This is a genomic window from Azotobacter tropicalis (genome assembly GCF_059739045.1).
Genome location: NZ_AP046059.1, coordinates 4,569,478 through 4,588,235, shown reverse-complemented (window position 1 = coordinate 4,588,235; position 18,758 = coordinate 4,569,478). Strand labels below are relative to the sequence as shown.

The 18,758-nt window shown below is 66.5% G+C and carries 27 protein-coding genes and 1 pseudogene; all 28 read right to left on the bottom strand.

The genetic code is table 11. The features are described from left to right. Positions 1-14 precede the first annotated feature (14 nt). The 28 genes and pseudogenes from Atro_RS21835 to Atro_RS21700 all read right to left on the bottom strand — a co-directional run bounded on the left by Atro_RS21835 (position 15) and on the right by Atro_RS21700 (position 18,694). Positions 15-590: a tail assembly protein gene (locus Atro_RS21835; RefSeq protein ID WP_497925784.1), complete on the bottom strand. Its 576-nt coding sequence runs from the start codon at positions 588-590 to the stop codon at positions 15-17. Further along, positions 587-1,347: pseudogene (locus Atro_RS21830) on the bottom strand (C40 family peptidase). Before Atro_RS21830 ends, Atro_RS21835 begins: the two are co-directional and overlap by 4 nt. Before the next feature lie 2 nt (positions 1,348-1,349). Further along, positions 1,350-2,096 (bottom strand): phage minor tail protein L, encoded by a 747-nt coding sequence (locus tag Atro_RS21825; protein WP_497925781.1) that lies wholly within the window; start codon positions 2,094-2,096, stop codon positions 1,350-1,352. A gap of 27 nt (positions 2,097-2,123) precedes the next feature. Beyond that, on the bottom strand, positions 2,124-2,411 hold the full coding sequence (locus Atro_RS21820; protein WP_497925779.1) for a hypothetical protein: 288 nt from the start codon (positions 2,409-2,411) through the stop codon (positions 2,124-2,126). Next, positions 2,411-2,740 (bottom strand): DUF4376 domain-containing protein, encoded by a 330-nt coding sequence (locus Atro_RS21815; RefSeq protein WP_497925777.1) that lies wholly within the window; start codon positions 2,738-2,740, stop codon positions 2,411-2,413. The genes Atro_RS21820 and Atro_RS21815 overlap by 1 nt, the downstream gene beginning before the upstream one ends. After that, on the bottom strand, positions 2,737-3,099 hold the full coding sequence (locus Atro_RS21810) for a hypothetical protein (RefSeq protein ID WP_497925776.1): 363 nt from the start codon (positions 3,097-3,099) through the stop codon (positions 2,737-2,739). The genes Atro_RS21815 and Atro_RS21810 overlap by 4 nt, the downstream gene beginning before the upstream one ends. A 2-nt stretch (positions 3,100-3,101) precedes the next feature. Continuing rightward, positions 3,102-3,902, bottom strand: a complete 801-nt coding sequence (locus Atro_RS21805) for a pyocin knob domain-containing protein (protein WP_497925774.1) — start codon at positions 3,900-3,902, stop codon at positions 3,102-3,104. Positions 3,903-3,917: 15 nt separating this feature from the next. Continuing rightward, positions 3,918-4,256 (bottom strand): phage tail protein, encoded by a 339-nt coding sequence (locus tag Atro_RS21800; RefSeq protein WP_497925772.1) that lies wholly within the window; start codon positions 4,254-4,256, stop codon positions 3,918-3,920. Position 4,257: 1 nt separating this feature from the next. Further along, positions 4,258-6,618: a phage tail tape measure protein gene (locus Atro_RS21795; protein ID WP_497925770.1), complete on the bottom strand. Its 2,361-nt coding sequence runs from the start codon at positions 6,616-6,618 to the stop codon at positions 4,258-4,260. Between the two features lie 8 nt (positions 6,619-6,626). Continuing rightward, on the bottom strand, positions 6,627-6,785 hold the full coding sequence (locus Atro_RS21790) for a hypothetical protein (RefSeq protein ID WP_497925768.1): 159 nt from the start codon (positions 6,783-6,785) through the stop codon (positions 6,627-6,629). Positions 6,786-6,835: 50 nt separating this feature from the next. Beyond that, the gene (locus tag Atro_RS21785; protein WP_497925766.1) at positions 6,836-7,198 is read right to left on the bottom strand and encodes a phage tail assembly chaperone; all 363 of its coding nucleotides are present in this window, start codon (positions 7,196-7,198) and stop codon (positions 6,836-6,838) included. Next, the gene (locus tag Atro_RS21780) at positions 7,195-7,848 is read right to left on the bottom strand and encodes a phage tail tube protein (protein WP_497925764.1); all 654 of its coding nucleotides are present in this window, start codon (positions 7,846-7,848) and stop codon (positions 7,195-7,197) included. The genes Atro_RS21785 and Atro_RS21780 overlap by 4 nt, the downstream gene beginning before the upstream one ends. A gap of 45 nt (positions 7,849-7,893) precedes the next feature. After that, positions 7,894-8,262: a DUF3168 domain-containing protein gene (locus Atro_RS21775; protein ID WP_497925762.1), complete on the bottom strand. Its 369-nt coding sequence runs from the start codon at positions 8,260-8,262 to the stop codon at positions 7,894-7,896. Next, on the bottom strand, positions 8,259-8,750 hold the full coding sequence (locus tag Atro_RS21770; protein WP_497925760.1) for an HK97-gp10 family putative phage morphogenesis protein: 492 nt from the start codon (positions 8,748-8,750) through the stop codon (positions 8,259-8,261). Before Atro_RS21770 ends, Atro_RS21775 begins: the two co-directional genes overlap by 4 nt. Beyond that, the gene (locus Atro_RS21765) at positions 8,743-9,069 is read right to left on the bottom strand and encodes a phage head closure protein (RefSeq protein ID WP_497925757.1); all 327 of its coding nucleotides are present in this window, start codon (positions 9,067-9,069) and stop codon (positions 8,743-8,745) included. The genes Atro_RS21770 and Atro_RS21765 overlap by 8 nt, the downstream gene beginning before the upstream one ends. 1 nt (position 9,070) lies before the next feature. Further along, positions 9,071-9,355 (bottom strand): hypothetical protein, encoded by a 285-nt coding sequence (locus Atro_RS21760; protein ID WP_497925755.1) that lies wholly within the window; start codon positions 9,353-9,355, stop codon positions 9,071-9,073. A gap of 11 nt (positions 9,356-9,366) precedes the next feature. After that, positions 9,367-9,684 carry a head-tail connector protein gene (locus tag Atro_RS21755; RefSeq protein ID WP_497925754.1) on the bottom strand — a complete coding sequence of 106 codons (318 nt, stop codon included), beginning with the start codon at positions 9,682-9,684 and terminating at the stop codon, positions 9,367-9,369. Next, positions 9,681-9,860, bottom strand: a complete 180-nt coding sequence (locus tag Atro_RS21750) for a hypothetical protein (protein ID WP_497925752.1) — start codon at positions 9,858-9,860, stop codon at positions 9,681-9,683. The genes Atro_RS21755 and Atro_RS21750 overlap by 4 nt, the downstream gene beginning before the upstream one ends. A 45-nt stretch (positions 9,861-9,905) precedes the next feature. Then, complete coding sequence (locus Atro_RS21745; RefSeq protein ID WP_497925750.1) at positions 9,906-11,105, bottom strand: phage major capsid protein; 1,200 nt, start codon at positions 11,103-11,105, stop codon at positions 9,906-9,908. 10 nt (positions 11,106-11,115) lie between these two features. Further along, complete coding sequence (locus tag Atro_RS21740) at positions 11,116-11,769, bottom strand: HK97 family phage prohead protease (RefSeq protein WP_497925748.1); 654 nt, start codon at positions 11,767-11,769, stop codon at positions 11,116-11,118. Next, entirely contained in the window at positions 11,759-12,970 is a 1,212-nt protein-coding gene (locus Atro_RS21735; protein ID WP_497925746.1) for a phage portal protein, read from the bottom strand. Before Atro_RS21735 ends, Atro_RS21740 begins: the two co-directional genes overlap by 11 nt. Further along, positions 12,970-14,694: a terminase large subunit gene (locus tag Atro_RS21730; protein WP_497925744.1), complete on the bottom strand. Its 1,725-nt coding sequence runs from the start codon at positions 14,692-14,694 to the stop codon at positions 12,970-12,972. Before Atro_RS21730 ends, Atro_RS21735 begins: the two co-directional genes overlap by 1 nt. An 8-nt stretch (positions 14,695-14,702) precedes the next feature. After that, positions 14,703-15,191 carry a phage terminase small subunit P27 family gene (locus Atro_RS21725; RefSeq protein ID WP_497925742.1) on the bottom strand — a complete coding sequence of 163 codons (489 nt, stop codon included), beginning with the start codon at positions 15,189-15,191 and terminating at the stop codon, positions 14,703-14,705. Positions 15,192-15,319: 128 nt separating this feature from the next. Then, on the bottom strand, positions 15,320-15,709 hold the full coding sequence (locus Atro_RS21720; protein WP_497925740.1) for an HNH endonuclease: 390 nt from the start codon (positions 15,707-15,709) through the stop codon (positions 15,320-15,322). Between the two features lie 3 nt (positions 15,710-15,712). Beyond that, positions 15,713-16,027, bottom strand: a complete 315-nt coding sequence (locus Atro_RS21715) for a phage holin, lambda family (RefSeq protein WP_497925738.1) — start codon at positions 16,025-16,027, stop codon at positions 15,713-15,715. A 318-nt stretch (positions 16,028-16,345) separates the two neighbouring features. Beyond that, positions 16,346-17,041, bottom strand: coding sequence for a hypothetical protein (locus Atro_RS21710; RefSeq protein WP_497925736.1), 696 nt, complete (start codon positions 17,039-17,041; stop codon positions 16,346-16,348). Then, entirely contained in the window at positions 17,038-17,406 is a 369-nt protein-coding gene (locus Atro_RS21705; protein WP_497925734.1) for a RusA family crossover junction endodeoxyribonuclease, read from the bottom strand. Before Atro_RS21705 ends, Atro_RS21710 begins: the two co-directional genes overlap by 4 nt. A 1-nt stretch (position 17,407) precedes the next feature. Continuing rightward, positions 17,408-18,694 carry a tyrosine-type recombinase/integrase gene (locus Atro_RS21700; protein ID WP_497925732.1) on the bottom strand — a complete coding sequence of 429 codons (1,287 nt, stop codon included), beginning with the start codon at positions 18,692-18,694 and terminating at the stop codon, positions 17,408-17,410. Positions 18,695-18,758 lie beyond the last annotated feature (64 nt).

Sequence of the window (18,758 nt, the reverse complement as noted above, 5' to 3'; positions counted from 1 at the left end):
CTGGCGAGAGAGGGTTACTGCTGGTCTTCGGCGTAGATGCCGGCAGAGACGATCGCCCCGCCGATGCGGCGCTTGCCGTAGAGCACGCCGACCGGGTTGCCCTGTGCGACCGTGTTGACCGGGCCGCCGAAGGCGTAGCTGGGCTGGTTGTCGGGGTCCTCCCGCGAACTGAGGCCCTTGAGCTGCGGCGAGAGCATCTGGATCACGCCGCCGATGGCCATGGAGGCGCCGGCGCTGACCAGGGCCGTAGCCAGGCCGCCGGTGGCGAAGGTGGAGGCCGCAATCAGCACGGCGCCGAGCACGGTCTGAAAGATGCCGCCCGACTTGCGGCCGGCGATCACCGGCACGATGCGGATTTCCTGGGTGCCGCCCAGCTCGAACTCCTCCTCGCCGACGTTTCGGCGGTTGCGGAAGATCGCGTAGCGCAGGCCCTTCTTCTCGGCCGCGCGGACGAAGGCCTCGAAGCCGGGCACAGTGCGCGCTAGGGCGCGGAAGGCTTCGTGCGTCGTGCCGCTGTCCAACTGGCGGCGATGCTCCCGGCCGAACGCCTTGGCCAGGCTGCCGGAGAGCTTGATGGTGGTCAGGGTCATGCGGGTTGCCTCGCCTCTCTGTGCCGCAGAATCAGCACCGTGCGCTCGAGCCACTGGCCGCCGAACACGATGACCTCAGAGCGGCGCCCGTACAGGTGGTGGAGCAGGAACGGGCCGGGACCGAACACCTGGGCCGCCTCCTCCGGCAGGCTTGGGTTGTCACCCAAGTAGATGCCCGCATGGTTCGGGTGGGCCGTGCGGCCGACCCGCATCACGAGCATGTCGCCGCGGCGCGGCGCGTCGACCCGGTAGAAGCCGGCGGCCGCATAGCGCGCCTCGTAGAGGCTCTCGCCCGGGCGTCCTCCCACCAGCGGTCGGCGCGATCGTAGCCCGGGAACTCCAGCCCCCACTCGCGGCGGTACCAGTCCGCGCAGACCTGCCAGCAGTCCTGCACGCCGTGCACGAACGCCCGGCCCAGCAGCGGTACCGGCGCCGGGCGGAGGGTGTTCAGGTCGCCTTCCGGCCAGCTGAGGATGTGCCAGGGCACCTCGCCGGCGTTGCACAGCGCGACATCGGCCGGCGAGGCGCGGCTGGTAGCGTCCGGGTGCGAGTGGACGATACCGACGATATCGCCCAGGTCCTCCGCGGCGGCGTAGTCCTCGGGGGCCAGCTCGAAGCGGTCGCCCGGCTGGTCGGACAGGTTGCGGCAGGGGACGTACCGCGGCTGGTCAGCGATCCGCACGACCAGGCCGCAGGCCTCCTTGGGATACTCCCGCGACGCGTGGGCGCGGATAGCGTCGATCAGGTGTTGCTCCATGTTCAGCTCCTGAACAGCGACGACGCCGGGAAGCCGCCGAAACTCAGCGGCTCGTTTTCGCCGAAGCGGGCCTTGCAGTCGGAGAGCAGTCCGCCGCACTGATCCAGGGCGGGATCGTCGGTCGGCGTGCCGTCTTCGGTGGAAACCGGCGGCCCGGTGTAGCCGCAGTCGGAGCCGCGGTATTCGCCGCACAGCGCCCAACTGCACAGACCGTGGAACTGCCGGGCCGGGATCATCTGGCCCTGCACATCGCCGGGCGACGACAGGGCGAACTCGACGACCTCGCCATCCTCGGCCGTCTTCTGGTCGATGTACCAGGTGTCGACCTTCTCCTGGCTGGGGTCGGCCTGCGGGTTGCCGCCCTCGAAGTTGGCCGCATCCAGGTAATGGGCGAAGGTCTCGCGAATGATCACCTTGGCCTGCAGTAGGTCGTCGAACAGCAGGCACAGGGCGCTGATCGAGCCGCCGATGTTGCCGACCCGCAGCGTCGGCGTCGGTGCCCGGCCGTCGCCGGTGACCTCCAGCCCCTCGACCTCGACCGGCCAGGCGGCGTACTCGTTGCCCTGCCACCAGATCGACTTGGCCGGCAGTTCCTCCGGCTCGCCGGTGAAGGCCGCCAGCTCCGCCGCCGTGTGCGGGATGGCATGGCCGTGGAAGCGGCACAGGTCGCCGCCGAAGGCCGTGCAGTCCACCTCAAGCAGGCGGATCTCGCTGCCGGGCTCCAGCAGCTGGACGTCAGCAGTCAGCATGTTTGCTCCAGAAACGAAGAACCCGCACTAGGCGGGCTCCGGGAAGGGGAAATGCTCTCGGGCCAACTCCCCGAGGTACGCCAGTTCGCAGTGGCGAACCGTGCGTTCCGCAATCTGCTGGCGATCCAGCCAGAACAGCGCGTTGATCAGTCGCTCGGCCGTCGCCCAGCCCTCGCGGTGCGCGCGGCTGGAAAGCGTCTCGTCCGGATAGCCGCACAGCAGGGTGTTGGCCAGTTGGTCCAGGGCGATCAGCGCGGCCAGGACGTAGGGCCTGGGCCGGTGGTCGGGTTGATACAGGTCCAGTTTCGTGGCCATCAGACGCCCTCCTCGACCCATAGCGCCGCCTGCGCCTGGCCGGCCAGTTGCAGGGCTTCGGTCAGCTCGGCGGCGCTCGCCTGGATCGTGGAGTTGTCGGACAGTACCCAGCGGATCGTCGCGCCCTCGCCCAGGGCCTGCAGGCCGAGGATGGCTCGAGCCATGCGCCCCTGGCTGATCTCGTCGCCGTCGAAGGTGTTGCCGGCGGTAGTGGTCACGGCGATCCGCGCGACAGTCTCGGACCGTTGCGCCTTCCAGGCGTTGCGAGCAGCCTGGCTGGCCTGCGCGGCCTTCTGTTCGGCGGTCTGCAGCTTGCTCCAGTCGATCATGCGGCAGGCTCCTGTGCCGGTTGGGGAACTCCTAGCCCCTCGAGCAGCGGGGCCGGCTCGGGCGCAGGCGCCTGGGGCAACGCCACCGGGCCGTCCGCCGCGATGGCGATCGGTTGCGGGGCGGCCTGCTCCGGGCTGGGGGCTGGCCCGTGCGGCAGCCGCAGCGTAACGTGCAACTCGCCGTCGATCCGCTCGACCGGCCCGACGAACCAGTCGGAAGCGATCGCCTCCGCCGGCAAGACGGCGCCCTCGGGCAGTTGGGAGAAGTCGAAAACGACGCCGTTGACGGTCAGGACGTCGCCCGCACGCGCGACGGAAAGCGCCTCGTCGCAGCGCACGGGAGAGAGACTCAGGATCATGCTTACCTCCAGCGGCCAATGGCCATGAAGTACGCGCCAATCGAAATGTTCGGCAGAACCCCAACAGACAGTAGCGTGAATCGCACCTGGGCGAGACTGATGGTCGCCGGATACTGACCCGTCAGCCACGCGCTGCTGATATTGAGATGCCCATGCGCGGCCGGCGGCGCTATGAACTGGGCCGGGTAGGTCCACAAGGAGCCGTCCGCAAACTCGTCCATGAACAGCGCCCCAGAGGCGCCCGTATTCGCGGTGAGCGCGGTGCCCAGACCACAAATCTGGGTTCCGTCGGCGAACCGGACATACCAGCCGTTGGCATTGCTCCCGGTTTCGAGCACCGCGCCGGAGGGCTTGCCGTTCCCGTCGACGGCCACGGTCCCGACCAGCCCGGCCGGCGTCAGCGTCCGCTGCCAGGCCCCCCAGACGCCCGCCACCTTGTTCCGGGTATAGGTCTCCGGATAGGACATGGTGAAAGCCTGGACGACCAGGGTGCCGTAGGAGTCGTTGTGCTTCTCGTAGTGGCCGACGAACCAAGTGCCGGCATAGGGCGCATTGGGGAGGTTCGACCCCATAAACCAGCCGGTCTTGGTGACGTTGTTCCAGTCGGTGATGGTCTCGGCGGTAGACGCAAGGCCCGCGGCGCCGCCCGCGACGAGCACCTGGCCGGCCTCCTGGCCAACGACCCGGGAGGCAGCATTGGCCGCGTCGCTGAAGTTCTGGTTGATCTTATCGAACGCAGTGCGCCCACTGTCTCCGTCCTGGCCACTTGGCGGAGTACCGAGGTCGATGAGTTGAACTGCCATGGATTACCTCAATAATCAGGGTGCGAACGCCTGCTCGAACGTTGCCGCGATGGTGTAGATCCCGCCGCCCATCGGGCGCAGGCTGTGCGTGGTAACGCGCCAGAGGCCCAGCTCGCCGAGCGGCGGCGTCCAGCGGAACGCCCGGTAGCCGGCATGGCGGTCGAAGAAATCGCGGATGGCCTGGGCCTCGGCCTCCTTCCGGACGAACGTCAGCGGCCAGGACTGCGACTTGTTGTTGATCCCGTCGCCGACCACCTGGGCGTAGCCGTCGCCGAACTGGGCCGCGCGGGTGCGGTAGTTGATGTCGCCCTGGGCATCGGGCGCCGGCGCCCAGGTGAATGTTTCGATTGGCACGCTATCCCCTCCCGCTCAGGTGCCGCCCAATCGCCCCGTCTGCCCGCAGATCCCTGGCAAGTAGCTGCCTGTAGCGCTGCTCGACGAAGCGACCGATCTCGGCGCCGAACTGCTGGCCGGCCTGGCTGTTGGCCTGGGCGGTTACCGAGCCGTCCGACTGGATGTTGACCTCCACGCTGATCGCCACGGTCTGCCCGCCTCCGCTGCCGCCGCCGATCATGCGTACCCCGAGCGAGCCGTCGCTGGAACGGCCCAGCGGCATGATCGCCTCCGGTCCCGCTTCGCCCATCAAGCCGGTGCCCTTGGCGAACGGAAACAGGGTCGGCGTGTCCACGATGCTGTTGGTGAAGGCGCCGCCCTTGGCGAAGGGAATCACCTCGCCGCCGGCGAAGGCGTTGCCCTTGGCGTTGGCGAACAGACCGCCCACCCAGTCGAGGCCGGCAGAGATCAAGCCGCCGGAGCGCGATCCGCTCGAATTGACCGCGCCGAACAACTGATTGGCCAACTGGGCCGCGGCCGCTTCGGCGGCCATGCGCTGCACGACCTTGAGAAAGCCGACCGCCATGCCGTCCAGCCCTTCGGAAAACGGGTCGAACAGGAAGTCGGCGAAGGCCGACTGGATGTTCCGGGCGGCCTCGTCCATGAACACGGTCATCTGATCGGCAGACCTCTCCGCCGCCGCAGCCTGCTCCTCGAGGCCGGCGATAACCCGGTCGCGCTGCGCCTCGCTGATGACCCCGGCCAGCACCCCGGCCTGCAGGATCTCCACCTGCTGCTGATAGGCCAGCAAGGCACGCGAGGTGTCCGACCAGCCGGCCTCCTCCACCTGCGCGACCTGCCGGGCCAGCTCGGCGCGCTTCTCCAGCGCCTGTTGGTGCTTTTCGTAGGCCGCCACGGTATCGAGCGCGGCTTTTGCCTCGGCCTGCTGGGACGCCGTCGCCCCGTCCTGGGCGAGCTTGTAGAGGGTGACCTCCGCCGCGGTCTTGCCCACGGTCGCCGCCTGCTCCTGGAGCGCAGCGAGCTGCGAACGGATGGCCTCCGTCTGCTTCTTCGTAGCGCTGGCGGCTTCATCCTTGGCCTTTTTGCCAGCCTCGTTCGCCTTCTTCTGCGCCTCGATCGCCTTGGCCGCCTCCAGAATCTTGGCCTTGTCGGCATCGGTCGCATCGGCGTGGTCGCGAATCCAGCGCTCGGCCTCCTTGATCGCGTTGTTGTTGTCCTCCTGCTTATCCAGCTGATCCTGCAGCGTCTTCAGGTAGGTCCTGGCGCTCGCGCTCATCGTCTCCGTCGAGGACGACAGCGTTTTCCCCACCGCGGCGGCCTGCTCGCCCGCTGCCTTGTATTCGCCTGCCCAGAGCTTTCGGATGCGCTCCTCGGCGTCGGCGGCGCTCTTTTCGTTGTCGGCGGTGACCATACGCAGGATCTCGCCGGCCTGGGCGAACTCGCCCTGAGCCGCCGCCACGCCCGCGGCCGCCACGGCACCGATGCCACGCCCCACGCTGGCAAACGTGCTGCCGACGGCAATACCCACCGTTGCGAGGCCCTTCAGCACGGCGCCAAACGCCTCTGCGGATACGCTCGCCGCCTGGGCATCCTTCGAAACGTCGATCAGCAGGCCGGTCATGTCCTGCAGTGACGGCAGCAGTTCGCCCGCAATGCGCTGACCGGCATTGCCGGTTACCGCATCGAGCACGCTCAGCTGCTGGTTGAATTTCACCGCCTGGGCAATGGTTTCGGCATCGAGGATCAGGCCGAGCGCTTCGGCCTGCTCGGCGAACTGCTGCATCCCCGCGCCGCCGTTGCGCAGCAGCGGCAGCAGCGCCGTGGCGTCATCGGCCATGGACTCCAGGTAGAAGGTCATCTCCTGCTGGGACAGGTTGGCCTTTTCCAGACTGGAGACATACAACTGCAGCGCCTGCGGGCCACTCAGGCGGCGGAACTGCTCGGCGGTGACACCGACCTCCGGCGCGATGCGCTCGAAGAACTCGGCCATCTCGCCGCCACCGGACTGCATGAATTCGCCCACCCGGTCGTTCACATCCTTCAGGATGCTCGCCAGCTGGTCCTGCTGGATGCCGACCATCTGCGCGCCGAAGGCCATTTTCTGGAATTCGGCGGTCGAGGCATTGGCGGTAGCGGCCAGCTGCTCGAGCTGGGCAGCTGCATCGATGCTCGACTTGATCCAGACGGCGAAGGCGCCGGTACCGACGAGCGACACCGCCGCACCGACCAGTTGACTCGTCCGCTCCCAGAGTTGCCGCATCTCCTCGGCATGCTGCTCGCTGATCCGAGCCGCCCGACCGAGGTCGGACGTCAGGCGCGCGATATTCGCGGCGATGTCGATCGTCAGGGTTCCGAGTGCCATGAGGATTCCTAAAACAGGGCATCGATGGCCGCCGAGTGCGCGTCGGGGTCGTCGATTTCAAGGGGCGGCAGGGTGTCGGTCTTGATCTCGTACTCGACCTGGTAGAACGCCTGCCACTCGACGAACTCCGCCGAGGACAGACGCCGCTCCAGCTCGGCAACGGTCATGCCGAGGTCGCGAGCCAGCCGGAACAGGGTGAACCGCTCCGGCTGGCACCTCAGTTTTTTGCGTCGGTCTCGACGGCGGAGACCACAAACTTGTTCAACAAGGTGGCCTCGTCGGCCAGGCGCCCGATGGCCTCTGGTGACTTCTCGGCCAGGGCCTCGACATCCTCCAGGCTGAACAGCGGCGTGCCGTCCGGGTCGGTGATCGACAGGGCCACCAGGCGAACCTGAACAGTGGCCATGCCGCGCACGGCGCCCCCTTCCCGCCCGGACAGAGCCGACACCTCGGCGATGTACTCCGCTCGGCCCCGCACGGACAGCCCGGTGAGGGTGACCTCCCCGCCCCATTCAGGAACCGTAATCACCTTTTGCGGACGATCGGCGGCGCCCAGAATCTGCTCGCGAGTCAGCATCATTTCACCTCGTAGACGGCGCCGGTAATGGTCACGGACAGGCTGGCGGCGTTGGTGCCATCGATCGAACCGGCGTCGGACAGGCTGCGCACATACCCCTGGTAGACTTTCTTGTAGCCGTTCTTCTTGTTCAGCCGGAACCAGCGCGGCTCGCCATCGGCCTTGGCCTTCTTGGCCTCGACCTGGAAGGGATCGTCCTCGACGTAGTGCATGTCGCACGACATGCCGCCGAAGTCCTGCAGCCCAAGGGCCTTCTCCCGCGCCTCGGACACCAGGGTGGTGGTGTCGATCTCCGAGGCCTGGCCATCGAAGCCGGAATAACTCTTGTGCTGGTCGGTCTCGATCAGAGTCACCGGCGTGGCGGTACCGCCGCTGGTGTAGGCGGTGAAGTCGCTGGAGTCGATGTTTTCCAGGGTCACCTCGGTGGCCGTCACCGCGCCGACGACGCCGTCCAGGCCGTTGATTTCCGTCATGCCGGTGACGCCGGCGAGGGTCAGAACATCGCCGACCATGAAATCATGGTCGGCGAAGGTCAGCACCGCCTTGGCGGCCTTGCTGATGCCGGTGATGTTGACCGGCGTACCGGCAGCAGCGGCTTGCTGAATGAAAAAGCGCGTGCCCTGCGAGGACACAGCTCGGCTTTTGCGGGCCATGGTGGGTTCTCCACATGAAAAGCCCCGCGACGGCGGGGCGATGGGTTATGCGGGCGACTGCCAGAGCGAGTAGTCAAGGATGACGCCGTGCAGCTTGGCTGTCGGGTCATAGGTGTCCTGGTCGCCGTTGAACGCGGCCTCGAACAGCGCCGAGGCTTCGATGGCGTCCTGGGCCGCTTCGCCCAGAGCCTTGGCCTGGCCGTAGCTGGTCGCCCAGCAGGTGATCTGCATGCGCGCCTGGCGGGTGGCCCCCGCGCTGGTGAGCGAGCCGGGGCGCGTCCCGGCAATCAGGGTGTAGACGATAGCGGGACGCGCCTCGCCCTCCGGCAGTACGCCGGCGGCCACGCGCTGGCCGACCAGGGCGGTGACGGCAGCCGAGGCCAGCAGCGCGGTGCGCAAGTCGGCTTCGATCATCGCATCCCCTTCTCGCGGGCCAGCTTCTCGGCTTCCTTGACCACCCGCTGCTGGGCGTACTCCTCGAAGCGCTGCAACGCGGCCGGGTGCTGGGTCTCGAAGGCGGGCCGCAGGAACGGCGCGGCGGGCATTTTGGCCGTGCCGAACTCCAGGAAGATCCAGTAGAACGGGTCGTCCGGATTGTTCCGCGACGTGCCGCCGGCGGCCTTAAAGGCGCGCAGCTGCTTGCCGCCGAGCGGCTTGACGCCGACGAACACGCCGTATTTGTCCTTTTTCGAGCGCCGTACCTGCACGGCCTTGCGCACCGTGCCCGGCTTGCGGCGCGGGTCCGGCTCCTCGAGGACCGGCACCCGCGCCTGCGCGTCTTTGCGGATGACCTGGGCGGAGGCGCGCAGCGCGCCGCGCACCACCTTGGCACCCAGGCGCTCGGGCAGGTCTTTCAGCGTGGCCTTGAGTTCCTGCAGGCCGTGCATCTGGATTTCAGCCATCGGTCAGCCCCTCCTTTGCCAAAATTTCTAGAGATATCCCGCGTTCGCCCGGGTTGATAGCGGGCTGCAGATCGAACACCCGCCCCTTCAACAACGCCCGATCGGCAGCGGTCAGGCCGTCACGGTAACGGCAGCGGATGCGGTGGGTGATCTCGCCCTGGACCTGCTGCGCGGCCAGCAGCTCGCGGCCGCTGATCGGCTCTACCGAGGCCCAGACGGTGGCGATGTCTTCCCAGCCAGCCAGCGGCTGGCCGAAGGCGTCAGTGCCGGTCTGGCGGCGCTGGAAGGTGAGGCGGTGGCGGAGCGGTCCGGCGCGCATGTCAGGTCTCCATGAACACGCCGAACGCGTCGCCGGTATAGGCCGGCCGCGTGACGCGATAGGTACCGGGGCCGGCCAGGACGGTCGCGCGGCGGTTGCCGCTCAGCTTGGCCACCAGGTTGTCGGCACCCGGGGTGTCCTGCCAGACACGGAATTCCACGTCAGGCGGCAGCGGCCCCGGCGCCGCCGAATACAGGCCGACCGTTACGACGACGCCGGCGGCTACCTGAATGTCAGTCGACGTGGCCGCGGAGTTGCCCGCCGCCAGAATGCTCGTTTGCGTCATGGCAACTCCTGTCAGATATTGAACCAGCGATGCGGCCTCCACAGCGCCCGGGTGGCCATGGGCAACTCGTCACCCGTAACGCCCAGCACAACGGCCTCGGGATTGGCGTACCAGTGGCCGATCAACATCAGGGCGCCCTGCTCCACCGATTTGCTGAGGGGCATGGCATTACCGAGCGGATCAGGCAGCGGGTCGCCCGCAGCCACCAGCGCGCGGTTGGTCCAGGCCTCGAACGCACTCAGGGCAGCATCGGTATAGCCCTGAAGCTTGGCGTCCTCCTCGTCATGCTCGACGCGCAGGTGCGCCTTGACGGTAGCCAGCGCGATCATTTGCCGCTCCGCGCGCGGGCGTCAGACTTCGCATCTGGCAGGGTGGCGAACTTGAGATGCTCGACGGCGACCAGGGCACAGCGCTCCGGTACCTTCTGCTCGCCGCACTCGACCTCGATCACTTGGTTGCCATCCGGCGACCACTTGAAAGGGGTTTCCACGATGATTGTGACCATGCCTAATTCCTAAAGAAGGGAGGCGCCCGCAGGCGCCCGACCCGATTACACGCTCAGGGTGAGCACTTTCACTGCCTGGGAGTCGGTCAGCATGCCGCCGACGCGCTTGGTGGTGTAGAAGCCGACGTTCGGCTTGTTGGTGTAGGGGTCGCGCAGCACGCGGGTGCCGATGCGGTCGACGATGGTGTAGGCACGCTTGAAGTTGCCGAACAGCAGCGCATTGGCATCGGCCGCCACGGCTGGCATGTCCTCGTTCTCGGCGATGCCATAGCTCAGCAGGGTGGACGGCGCACCGGCTTCCAGGCCCGGACGCCACAGGTAATTGCCCTCGCTGTCCTTCAGGGTGCGGATCTTGAACAGGGTCATGTTCGCCAGCATCCACAGCGCGCCGGTGCGATAGCCCTTCTTGAGGGTGTACACCAGCTTGATCAGGTCGTCGGCATCGAAATCGCCCGCCGAGCCGCTGTGAACCTTCTGGAGTTGGCCAAAAGCCCGGGTCGCATCCGGATCGGTGCTCAGGGTGTAGGCCAGGATGCCCTTGGGCTTGTTGGTGCCGTTGCCGGTCAGGAACGCCGTACCCTCCTGTTCCGCGAACTCCCGGGCCACTTCGGCATTCAGCCAGCCCTCGGCATCGAAGAACAGGTCATCGAGGCTGGTCTGGGTGGCCTGCGGGTTGGCGTAGATTTCCCCCATGACTGCCGCGATCTGCGCCAGGGGCGGGGTGCCGGTCGCCGGGCGGGCGGCCGTTTCGCCGACCCAGCCGGAGCCCGCGCCGCCCAGGTTGACCAGCTTCTTGTAATCCGGCGTGCTGACGGTGATCTGGTCGCATACCTGGCGCATCGGCGACTCGTCGCGCAGCAGCTCCAGGATGGAGCGATCCAGCTCTTCTGGCACGGCATAGCCGCCGTCCGCCTCGACGGTGGTCTGCAGGGCTTTCTGCTGCAGTTCGGCCAGGCCGTCGTCCTTGCCCTTGCGCACAAACTGCATGAAAGCCGCCTTGTGCTCGGAAACCGCCTTGCTGCCCGTGGTGCCGGGGCGCTTGACCTCGGCCAGCTCCTTTTCCAGGGCGGATTTCAGCTCGTCCAGCTCGGACAGCTTGCCGTTCAGGGTCTCGACCTGGCCGGCGAGCTTGCCCTTTTCGGCCTCCAGCGCCTCCACGCGCTTATCGTTGACGGCCTTGAACTCGTCGAATTTCTTGCCGAGTGCCTCGGCAACGTCCTGCACGTCTTTGATTTCTACGGGCATGGGATGCTCCTTACATGCGATTGATCAGGGATTTCAGGGATTGCAGCGCTTCTTCGGCACCCGCCTCTCGCGGGGTGATCGCGCTGTAGCCTTTGGCCATGAAGGCCTTGGCCTGGGAGCCGGAAAACCCAACCTCTCGCAGGGCTCGCTCCACTTTGCTGGGCGGCGGCGTCTCGCCGCGCTCCAGCAGGGACTTCACTTCGGAAATACGGGCTTCATCGTTGGCCGGGAAGGTGACCAGGGAGACCTCCCACAGGTCGATCTCCTTGAGCAGCCAGCCGCCCTTGTCGCGGTCGTACTCCCAGTCGTTGAGGATGTAGCCGATGGACAGGCCGGACAGGCTGCCGGCCTGCATGTGCGCGTGCGCCCGCTTGGCCAGCGGGTCGGCATCGATCAGCAGCCGGCCTTTCACGTAGAGGCCGGTCTCGTCTTCGCGCATCTCGGTGTAGACGCCGATCGGCTCGCTCATGTTGTGCTGCCAGAGCAGGGCCGGCAGGCGCCCCTTGCCGGCCCAGGTGTTCAGCGACTTGAGGAAGGCGCCGGGCACGACGATGTCGGAATAGCTGTCCTTGACCCCGAACACGGAGCCGTAACCCTCGAACTCGCCGGCATCGCTGACGCTCTTGAGGGTCAGCGGCATGTCGAGGCGCTGCTTAGTCTTCATTCCCGGCCTCCGGGTCGGTGGTCATGTTCAGGGGGGTCAGGTAGATATCGCCGCCGTCGCGCGGGTTGAGATCCTCCAGCTCGCGGCAGTCGTTGGGGCTGAGAATTCCCCACTGGATACCGAGCCCGTAGCTCTCGTAGCGGCCTTTCAGGTCGCCCCGCAGCAGGGCGCCGGCATTGAATTTGGCGTAATGGGTCGCCCGGTCCTTGTCGTTCAGCAGGCCGACGCGGATGCGGTGCTCGATCCGGGTCAGGTACGGGACCAGCGCGTAGTTCACGAAGGAGATGCCGAGGTTTTCCACGTTGTTGAACGTGGCTTTCTCCAGGCTGGCGACCAGATGCGGCGGCACGCGGAAAATCGCGCAGATCTCGTCGCGCTGCATCTTGCGCGTCTCCAGGAACTGCGAATCCTCGGCATTCAGGCTGATCGGCTTCCAGTTCAGCCCCATCTCCAGAATCATCGGCTTGTAGGCATTGGCCAGGCCCATGTGCTCGCCCTGAAACTGGGTTTTCAGCCGCGCGAAGGCCTCGTCCGAGAGCTGCTGGTCCGTGGCCAGCACGCCCGAGGCCACCGCACCGTTGGTAAACAGCCGCGAACCGTGCTCCTCGGTGGACAAGCCCAGGGCGATGGCCTGCCGGGCGTAGGCAATGGGGTTCAACCCGTTCAGCCCGTCCAGGGTGAACAGGCGCACATGCCAGATCTCGGCCTGGCTCAGGGTGCGGCGCTCTCCGCTCTTGAAGGTCACCTCATAGGAAACGGACCAGTCGTCGGCCTGTTTCGGCCGCACGCAGCCCGGATCGAGCGGCAGAAGCTCGACCACCTGCCCCAGGGCCATGACCTTGTAGGCATAGAAGTTGCCGCGCAGACACAGACAGGCCACCAGCAACTCCCAGAACTCCTGGGCGGTCATGTAGCCGTTCGGGGCCACGCTCAGCAGGTAGTGGAGCCTGTGGCTGGTGGCCGTGACCCGGTTGCGCCCGACCTCCTTGAGCAGACGGCACGGCAACATGCCCACCGACTCGGACAGCACCCGCACACAGCCGAACACGGTGGTCATCTGCATGGCCCGGCTGGTCGTGACGGTCTGGCCGGTCACGGTTTCGTAGCCGACGCCCAGCGCAGCGGCAAGGGCGGCGGAGGTGTCGATAGGCACGGCCGTCTTGGTGCCGAACAGGTCGCGCAGCTTTGCAATCATGCCCATCAGAGCGTCCTGATTCCGTGTTTGATAAGGTGGTCGGAAAGGGTGTCTTCGCGTTCCTGGCCGGCAATGGCCCGGCCGATCGCCATGATCAGCGCGACGGCGCCGTCGATCTTGTTGTCGTCGCCCTGCTTGATCGGGCGCACCACGTCGTCATTGCCCGGCAGGTGCTTGCCGATCACGTTGCCGATGCACCAGGTCATGATCGGGTGCCCGTCATGGTGGAAGCGGCCCGACTCGATGGCCGCCTCCAGCTCCTTCATCGGCGCGCTCATGTGGGTGTAGTTCTGGGTGATGACCACCGGGGTCAGGCCCTCGTCCTCCAGCGCATGCGACAGGCCGGTGGCTCCGAACGGGTCGATGGGGCTTTCCCGAACCGGGCTGAACCGGTGGGCCTCCTTGGCCTCGGCCAGGATTTCGCGGTAGTCGACCTCGGCGCCCTCGGTTTCGATCAGGTGACCGCTGTTCACCCAGGCCTGATAGCGCTCGGCCATGCGCTGGTTGTCGCTGTTGCGCACGGTGTCTTCGGGCACCCAGAAGCGCGGCGCCACGCAGTAGTAGTGGTTCCGGCCGTCGATCTCCCGCCAGAACAGGCGGGCCATGCTGTTCATGTCCAGCTTGCGCGCCAGGTCGAGGCCGAGAATGCACTCCCAGCCCTCGAACTGCTCCAGCGTCAGGCTACGGTCCTCGCAGGCCTTCCAGGACTCGAGGTTGAAGAAGCCCGCCTTGGCCGAGACCCAGATGTTCAGGTGCTTGGTCTTGAAGGTGTTGGTGAAGCGTGCCGAGCGGATCGCACGCTGCTGCTGGCTCTCCAGGTACTCCTGATACACCGAGACCCCGATGTTCGGATTGGCCTTGGCCATCACCGCGGGGTCGGTCCAGTCGTCGCCCTCGTCGACGGTCCAGATCCAGCCGAACAGCTCGTCGTCGGGAACGATGCCCGCCAGCATCTCGATCACCTGGCGGCGCTTGTCGTAGCACGGCCCCTCGATGTTCGCGCCGGCGGTGGTGATGATGAACATCAGCGGCTGACGGCGGGCGCCCATGCCGGTGAGCATGGTTTCGTAGAGCGCGGCGCTGTCGTGCTCGTGGTATTCGTCGACGATCGCGCAGCTGGGCGAGGCGCCGTCGCCGGGGTTGCCGATGATCGGCTCGAAGCGACTGGCATCGGCCGGGCGGTTCATATTCGAGGCATTGACCTCGATGCCGGCCGCCACCACCAGCTTCGGCGAGCGCACGACCATCAGGCGGGCCGGGCGGAACACCTCCCAGGCCTGCTTCTCGGTGGTCGCCCCGGAGTAGACCTCGGCGCCGAACTCGTTGTCGGCGGTGAACATGCTGATGCCGACGCCGGCGGCGATCACGCTTTTGCCGTTCTTGCGCGGCACCTCCCAGTAGCTTTCGCGAAAGCGCCGGAAGCCGGTTTTCTTGCGCATCCAGCCGAAGGTGCAAGCCAGGCCGAACAGCTGCCAGGGCTCCAGGCTGATCAGTTGCCGCTTGAAGGCCCAGTCGCCTTTGGTGTGCGGCAACAGCTGGATCAGCTTGAGCTTCTTTTCGGCCTTGGCCGGGTCGAATTTGTACGGGTAATCCTTGGCCTTGCTGGCCGCCAGGTCGTCGAAGTGCCGCTGGATCGCCTGATGGATGTAGCGGCAGGCCGGGAATTTGCCGCGCAGCACGTCCTTCGCCCACTTCGTCGCCCTGGCTACGTTCGGGTGGGAAGTAGCCATGCGGGCAGTTACCCCGCCAGCAGGTCGGCAAACGGGTTGTCGCCAGGCTTGTTCTTGTTGCCGCCGATCAGCCGGGAGCGGCTCGACGGATCGAGGCCGAGCAGCGAGCCGAAGGTGACGATCTGGCGCATGGCTTCATTGGCTGCGGTCAGTGCCGGGTTCTTCATCGGCGAGCCCATGGCCGACTCGACCACGATGCCATCGGCCTGCACCGACTCCTCGGCCAGCCGCCACTTGTCATAGGCGACGCAGAAGGCCTCGACGTTGTGCATGTCGGTGATCGACAGCACGCGCTCGCGCAGCAGCTCGGGCACGATCATCTCCCACATGGCGGTCGCCCGCGGGCTGAGCCAGCCGGGGGCGTCGATATGGGTGACCTCGGAAAATTGGGGTTCCGCCTGGTTCAAGGCGCGCTTTCCGGGGTTTCCGGCGAGCGCTTTCTTGGCCGTCGGCTTGGGTTTACGGCCGCGACCAGCGACCTTCGCGACACCTGCCATCGGCCAACTCCTGAATTTTTAATTTCGCGGGCGTGAAAAAAGACTTCAGGGCGCGGTCTTGGCGCACGAGGGCTGAAAGTTTCGACCCTCCCCCTCCCCTGCAGGCCCAGGCGCACCGCCTTGGCGTCTCATGGCACGCGGCGCTGCTGGTTGCCGAAGCCGCCGTCCTCCCGCGCCGTCTTGGTCGAGTGACAGGAATGGCAGAGCCCTTGCCAGTTCGAGCGATCCCAGAACAGCTTCATGTCGCCCTTGTGCGGGGCGATGTGATCGAGGTCGGTCGCCGCAGCGACGCGGCCACGCCGCTCGCACTCAGCACACAGCGGATGGGCAAGCAGGTATGCGGCTCGGGCCTTTTGCCACTTGTGGCCATAGCCCCGCTTGGCACTGCTCTCGCGCTGCGCGTCATGGCGGCGCGCCTCAGCCTTGGCCAGGTGCTCATGCTTCGGGCAATAGCGAGCGCCTCGGATCAGCGCACCACAGCCTGGCGCGCAGCACGGCTTGAGCGGCTTCACAGGCATGGCTTACACCTCCTCGACTTTCCGCTCGGCCCAGCGCTTGCTCAGGGCGCGCACTTGATCGATACCGAGGATGCCGACGAACCCGCCCGTGAATAGCGTCCAGGCCATGTTCAGGCCGGCCGCCTGCACTGCCAGCCCGACGATCATTACCAGCAGCGCGCCGGCCGCTGCCTCGAGCAGCGTGCGCAGCAGGCTCGGCTGATCGCCATAGAGCTGGATGCGGAGGTAGGACAGGACGAAGGTCAACGTCATGGCCAGGCCATGCTCGCGCAGGGCAAGCAGGACACCGGCCCAGAATTCAGGCGACTTCTCAGGCATTGGCATCTCGATATCCCCGCGCGGGGCGTGATAGGCGGCCCGCTACGCTGTCCCGCCAGGGAGCAAAGGATGCGAGGGGCCGAAACAAAAAAGCCCCGCACGATGGCGGGGCTTGGAATGGATTGGCGCAGGGGGCGAGCCCGGCCGTTGTTCGCTTATCGCTGGCAGTGACTTCTGCCGTCGCCTGGATTGCGCCGGAAAAGAAAAGCCCCGGCCAGATCGCTCTGTACCGGGGCTGCAAACTGTCGTCATCATGCACGCGCAATAGCCACATGATGGAATTAATTTTGATGGATCGATGGATTGCCTGTCAACTAATCAAGCGGCCTCGCAAGCCATGACACCCTCCGCCATCAGGATTCTCCCGGCCTCCTCCAAGGCCTCGCTCGCCATCTCATCCAAGGTCTTGTGGATGTTCCGTCGCCATTCCCGCCGAGTGGGCTCCGGACGGCCATCCGGGTCCCAAGTGTTCATGTCGTAGAAGCTGTCCCCCAGCACGATCATGTCGGACGACCTGGACTCTATCCGCTTGCGCCTCACCTTATCGGCAGCGAGAGCCGCCTTGATGACGGCGGCTTGCTTGGAGGGAGAGGCGCCAACCGGGATATCCACGCTGACGGTCGGAGCCGGTTGGACTCGCGCGCCCTTCAGCTTCGGCACTGCCCATGCCGTCACCGCCTTGTAGAGGAACAGCTTCGGCGCCGGCGTAGCGATCAGCGGGCGGAGCTTGCCGATTGCCTCAACCTTGCGAGCCTTGTGCGTGCTGTACTTCGCAACCAAGGCATGCCAGTGGCGTTCCTTCAGCTTTTTATGGAGGACCGCAAACACCAGGCAATCGACCAGGTTGCTGTCGATGGCCTCGACACCGCCCAAACGGCCGAGCACCTCAATGCCGGCGCCCTCATCGGCATGCGCGCTGTACAGCTTCTGCCAAGCCTGCTTGGCCGTGTTGTCGATGCATTCTGCCGCCAGGCAGCGCACGACGGCGCTCAATACGTCACGGTAGATAGTCACGCTGCTTCCCCTTCTTCGAACTCCGAAATGCGAACCCGTACAACCCCGCCGCTTACCGTCTCCTGGCTTACCCGCAGTTGTGTCACGAATCGGCTGTCGTCGATGCCCAGCGCATCAGCCAAACCGTCGCGACCAGCCTTGAAGCTGGCCAGCATGTTGTCGTCATCGCGCCGGCGCCTATCCGGCGGGACGAACTCAACGTCCAGCAGGATCCGCGGCGTGCCGCTTACATCAATCCGCGACTGCCTGGTGAGTGCGAAGCAAACCCCTCGGTAGGACTTCGCCACCTTGCTGCGCTTCGTCCAGTGGATGCGGGCATTCGGGCTCAGCTCCTTTGGCGGCCAAGGCAATACGATCTCGACCATTTCAGGGCCTCCCTTTTGGTGATTCCAGCAAAGCGCTAGGGGCCAGAGCCGGCGCGGCCTCCGGCAATTCTGCGGAGTCGGTCAAACCCGCCACCGTACCGCCGTGAATCGCGCCGAAACCACGCTCATCCAGCCAGCCATGCCACTTCTCCAGCGCCTCACGCTTCAGGGCATCGGCACTGGTCTGGATGTAGGCCTGCGCAATCGAGCTCATCGTGTGGTTGAGCAGCATCTCGCCGATCAGGTAGTCGACCCCCAGCTCGGCCCAGCCGGTGCGGGCCAGCTTGCGCAGATCGTGGCTAGACCACTGCCCGCCGCCCAGGCCGGCGAAGATCGCGCTGGCCGCCTTCTCGCTGATCGGCTGACCGCTGCGCCCTGGGAACAGGAAGGCCGGCTCCTTGCCCTTCGCCTGCTGGATCTCGCGGTACCGGCGCAGCAGCGCGCAGGCCTGCTCGGTCAGCGGCAGCACATGCTCGGTCCGAGTCTTGGTGTTCTCTGCCGGGATCAGCCAGACCCGCTCGCCCAGGCTGATATGCCGCCAGCGCGCCTGCCGGGTTTCGCCGATCCGCGTGCCGTGCGCCAGCATCATCAGGGCCAGCATCCCCTCTGCCGGCGCCGCCTCGAAGCGCGCCCCCAGAGTCGCCAGTAGGCTCTCCACATCCATGCCGTGCAGGCGTGCCGCCCTGGGCTTCACCTTGGTCTGCACGAAGTCGCTGAACTTCACCCCGTCGATAGGGTTCTGGTCGATCATCTCCAGTCGCATCGCCTGGCGGAACGCCACGGCCAGCACCCGCAGGATCTGCCGCACGTAGATCAGCGACACGCTCTCCTGCAGGGGCCACATCAGCGCGCGGTCCAGCGATTGACGGTTCAGCTCAGCCAGCCGCATCTCACCGATGCGCGGCAGCAGATGGCAATCGATCATCGACCGGACGCCCGTCTTGCGCTTGGCCGACAGCGCGCGATCCCGGGCGGCACGATCCCGGTACCACTCCAGCAGCTCCCCCACCGTCGACCAGCCGCCCCGGCCCACCGCCGCACCCGGATCGGCCGCCAGGCGCGCCAGCACCTCGGGCAACACCGCCAGCGCCGCCTTCGTGTTCAGCTCCGGCCAGCCGGCGAACCGTTTCCACTCGCCCGCGGCCCGCACATCCCAGCTTCCCCGGGACCGCTCCTCGAGGAAACGCAGGCGCAGCGCCGGATGCTGCGCCGCCCGCAGCCGACCCACCTCGGGCCGTGCCGCCTGCCGCCGGATCTCCGCGTCCGACATCGCCACCGTCAGCGTCATACTGCTCAATTCAATCCCCCTGCATCGTCGAATCCATCAGCTTCTTGGCCAGCTCCTCGCGCCG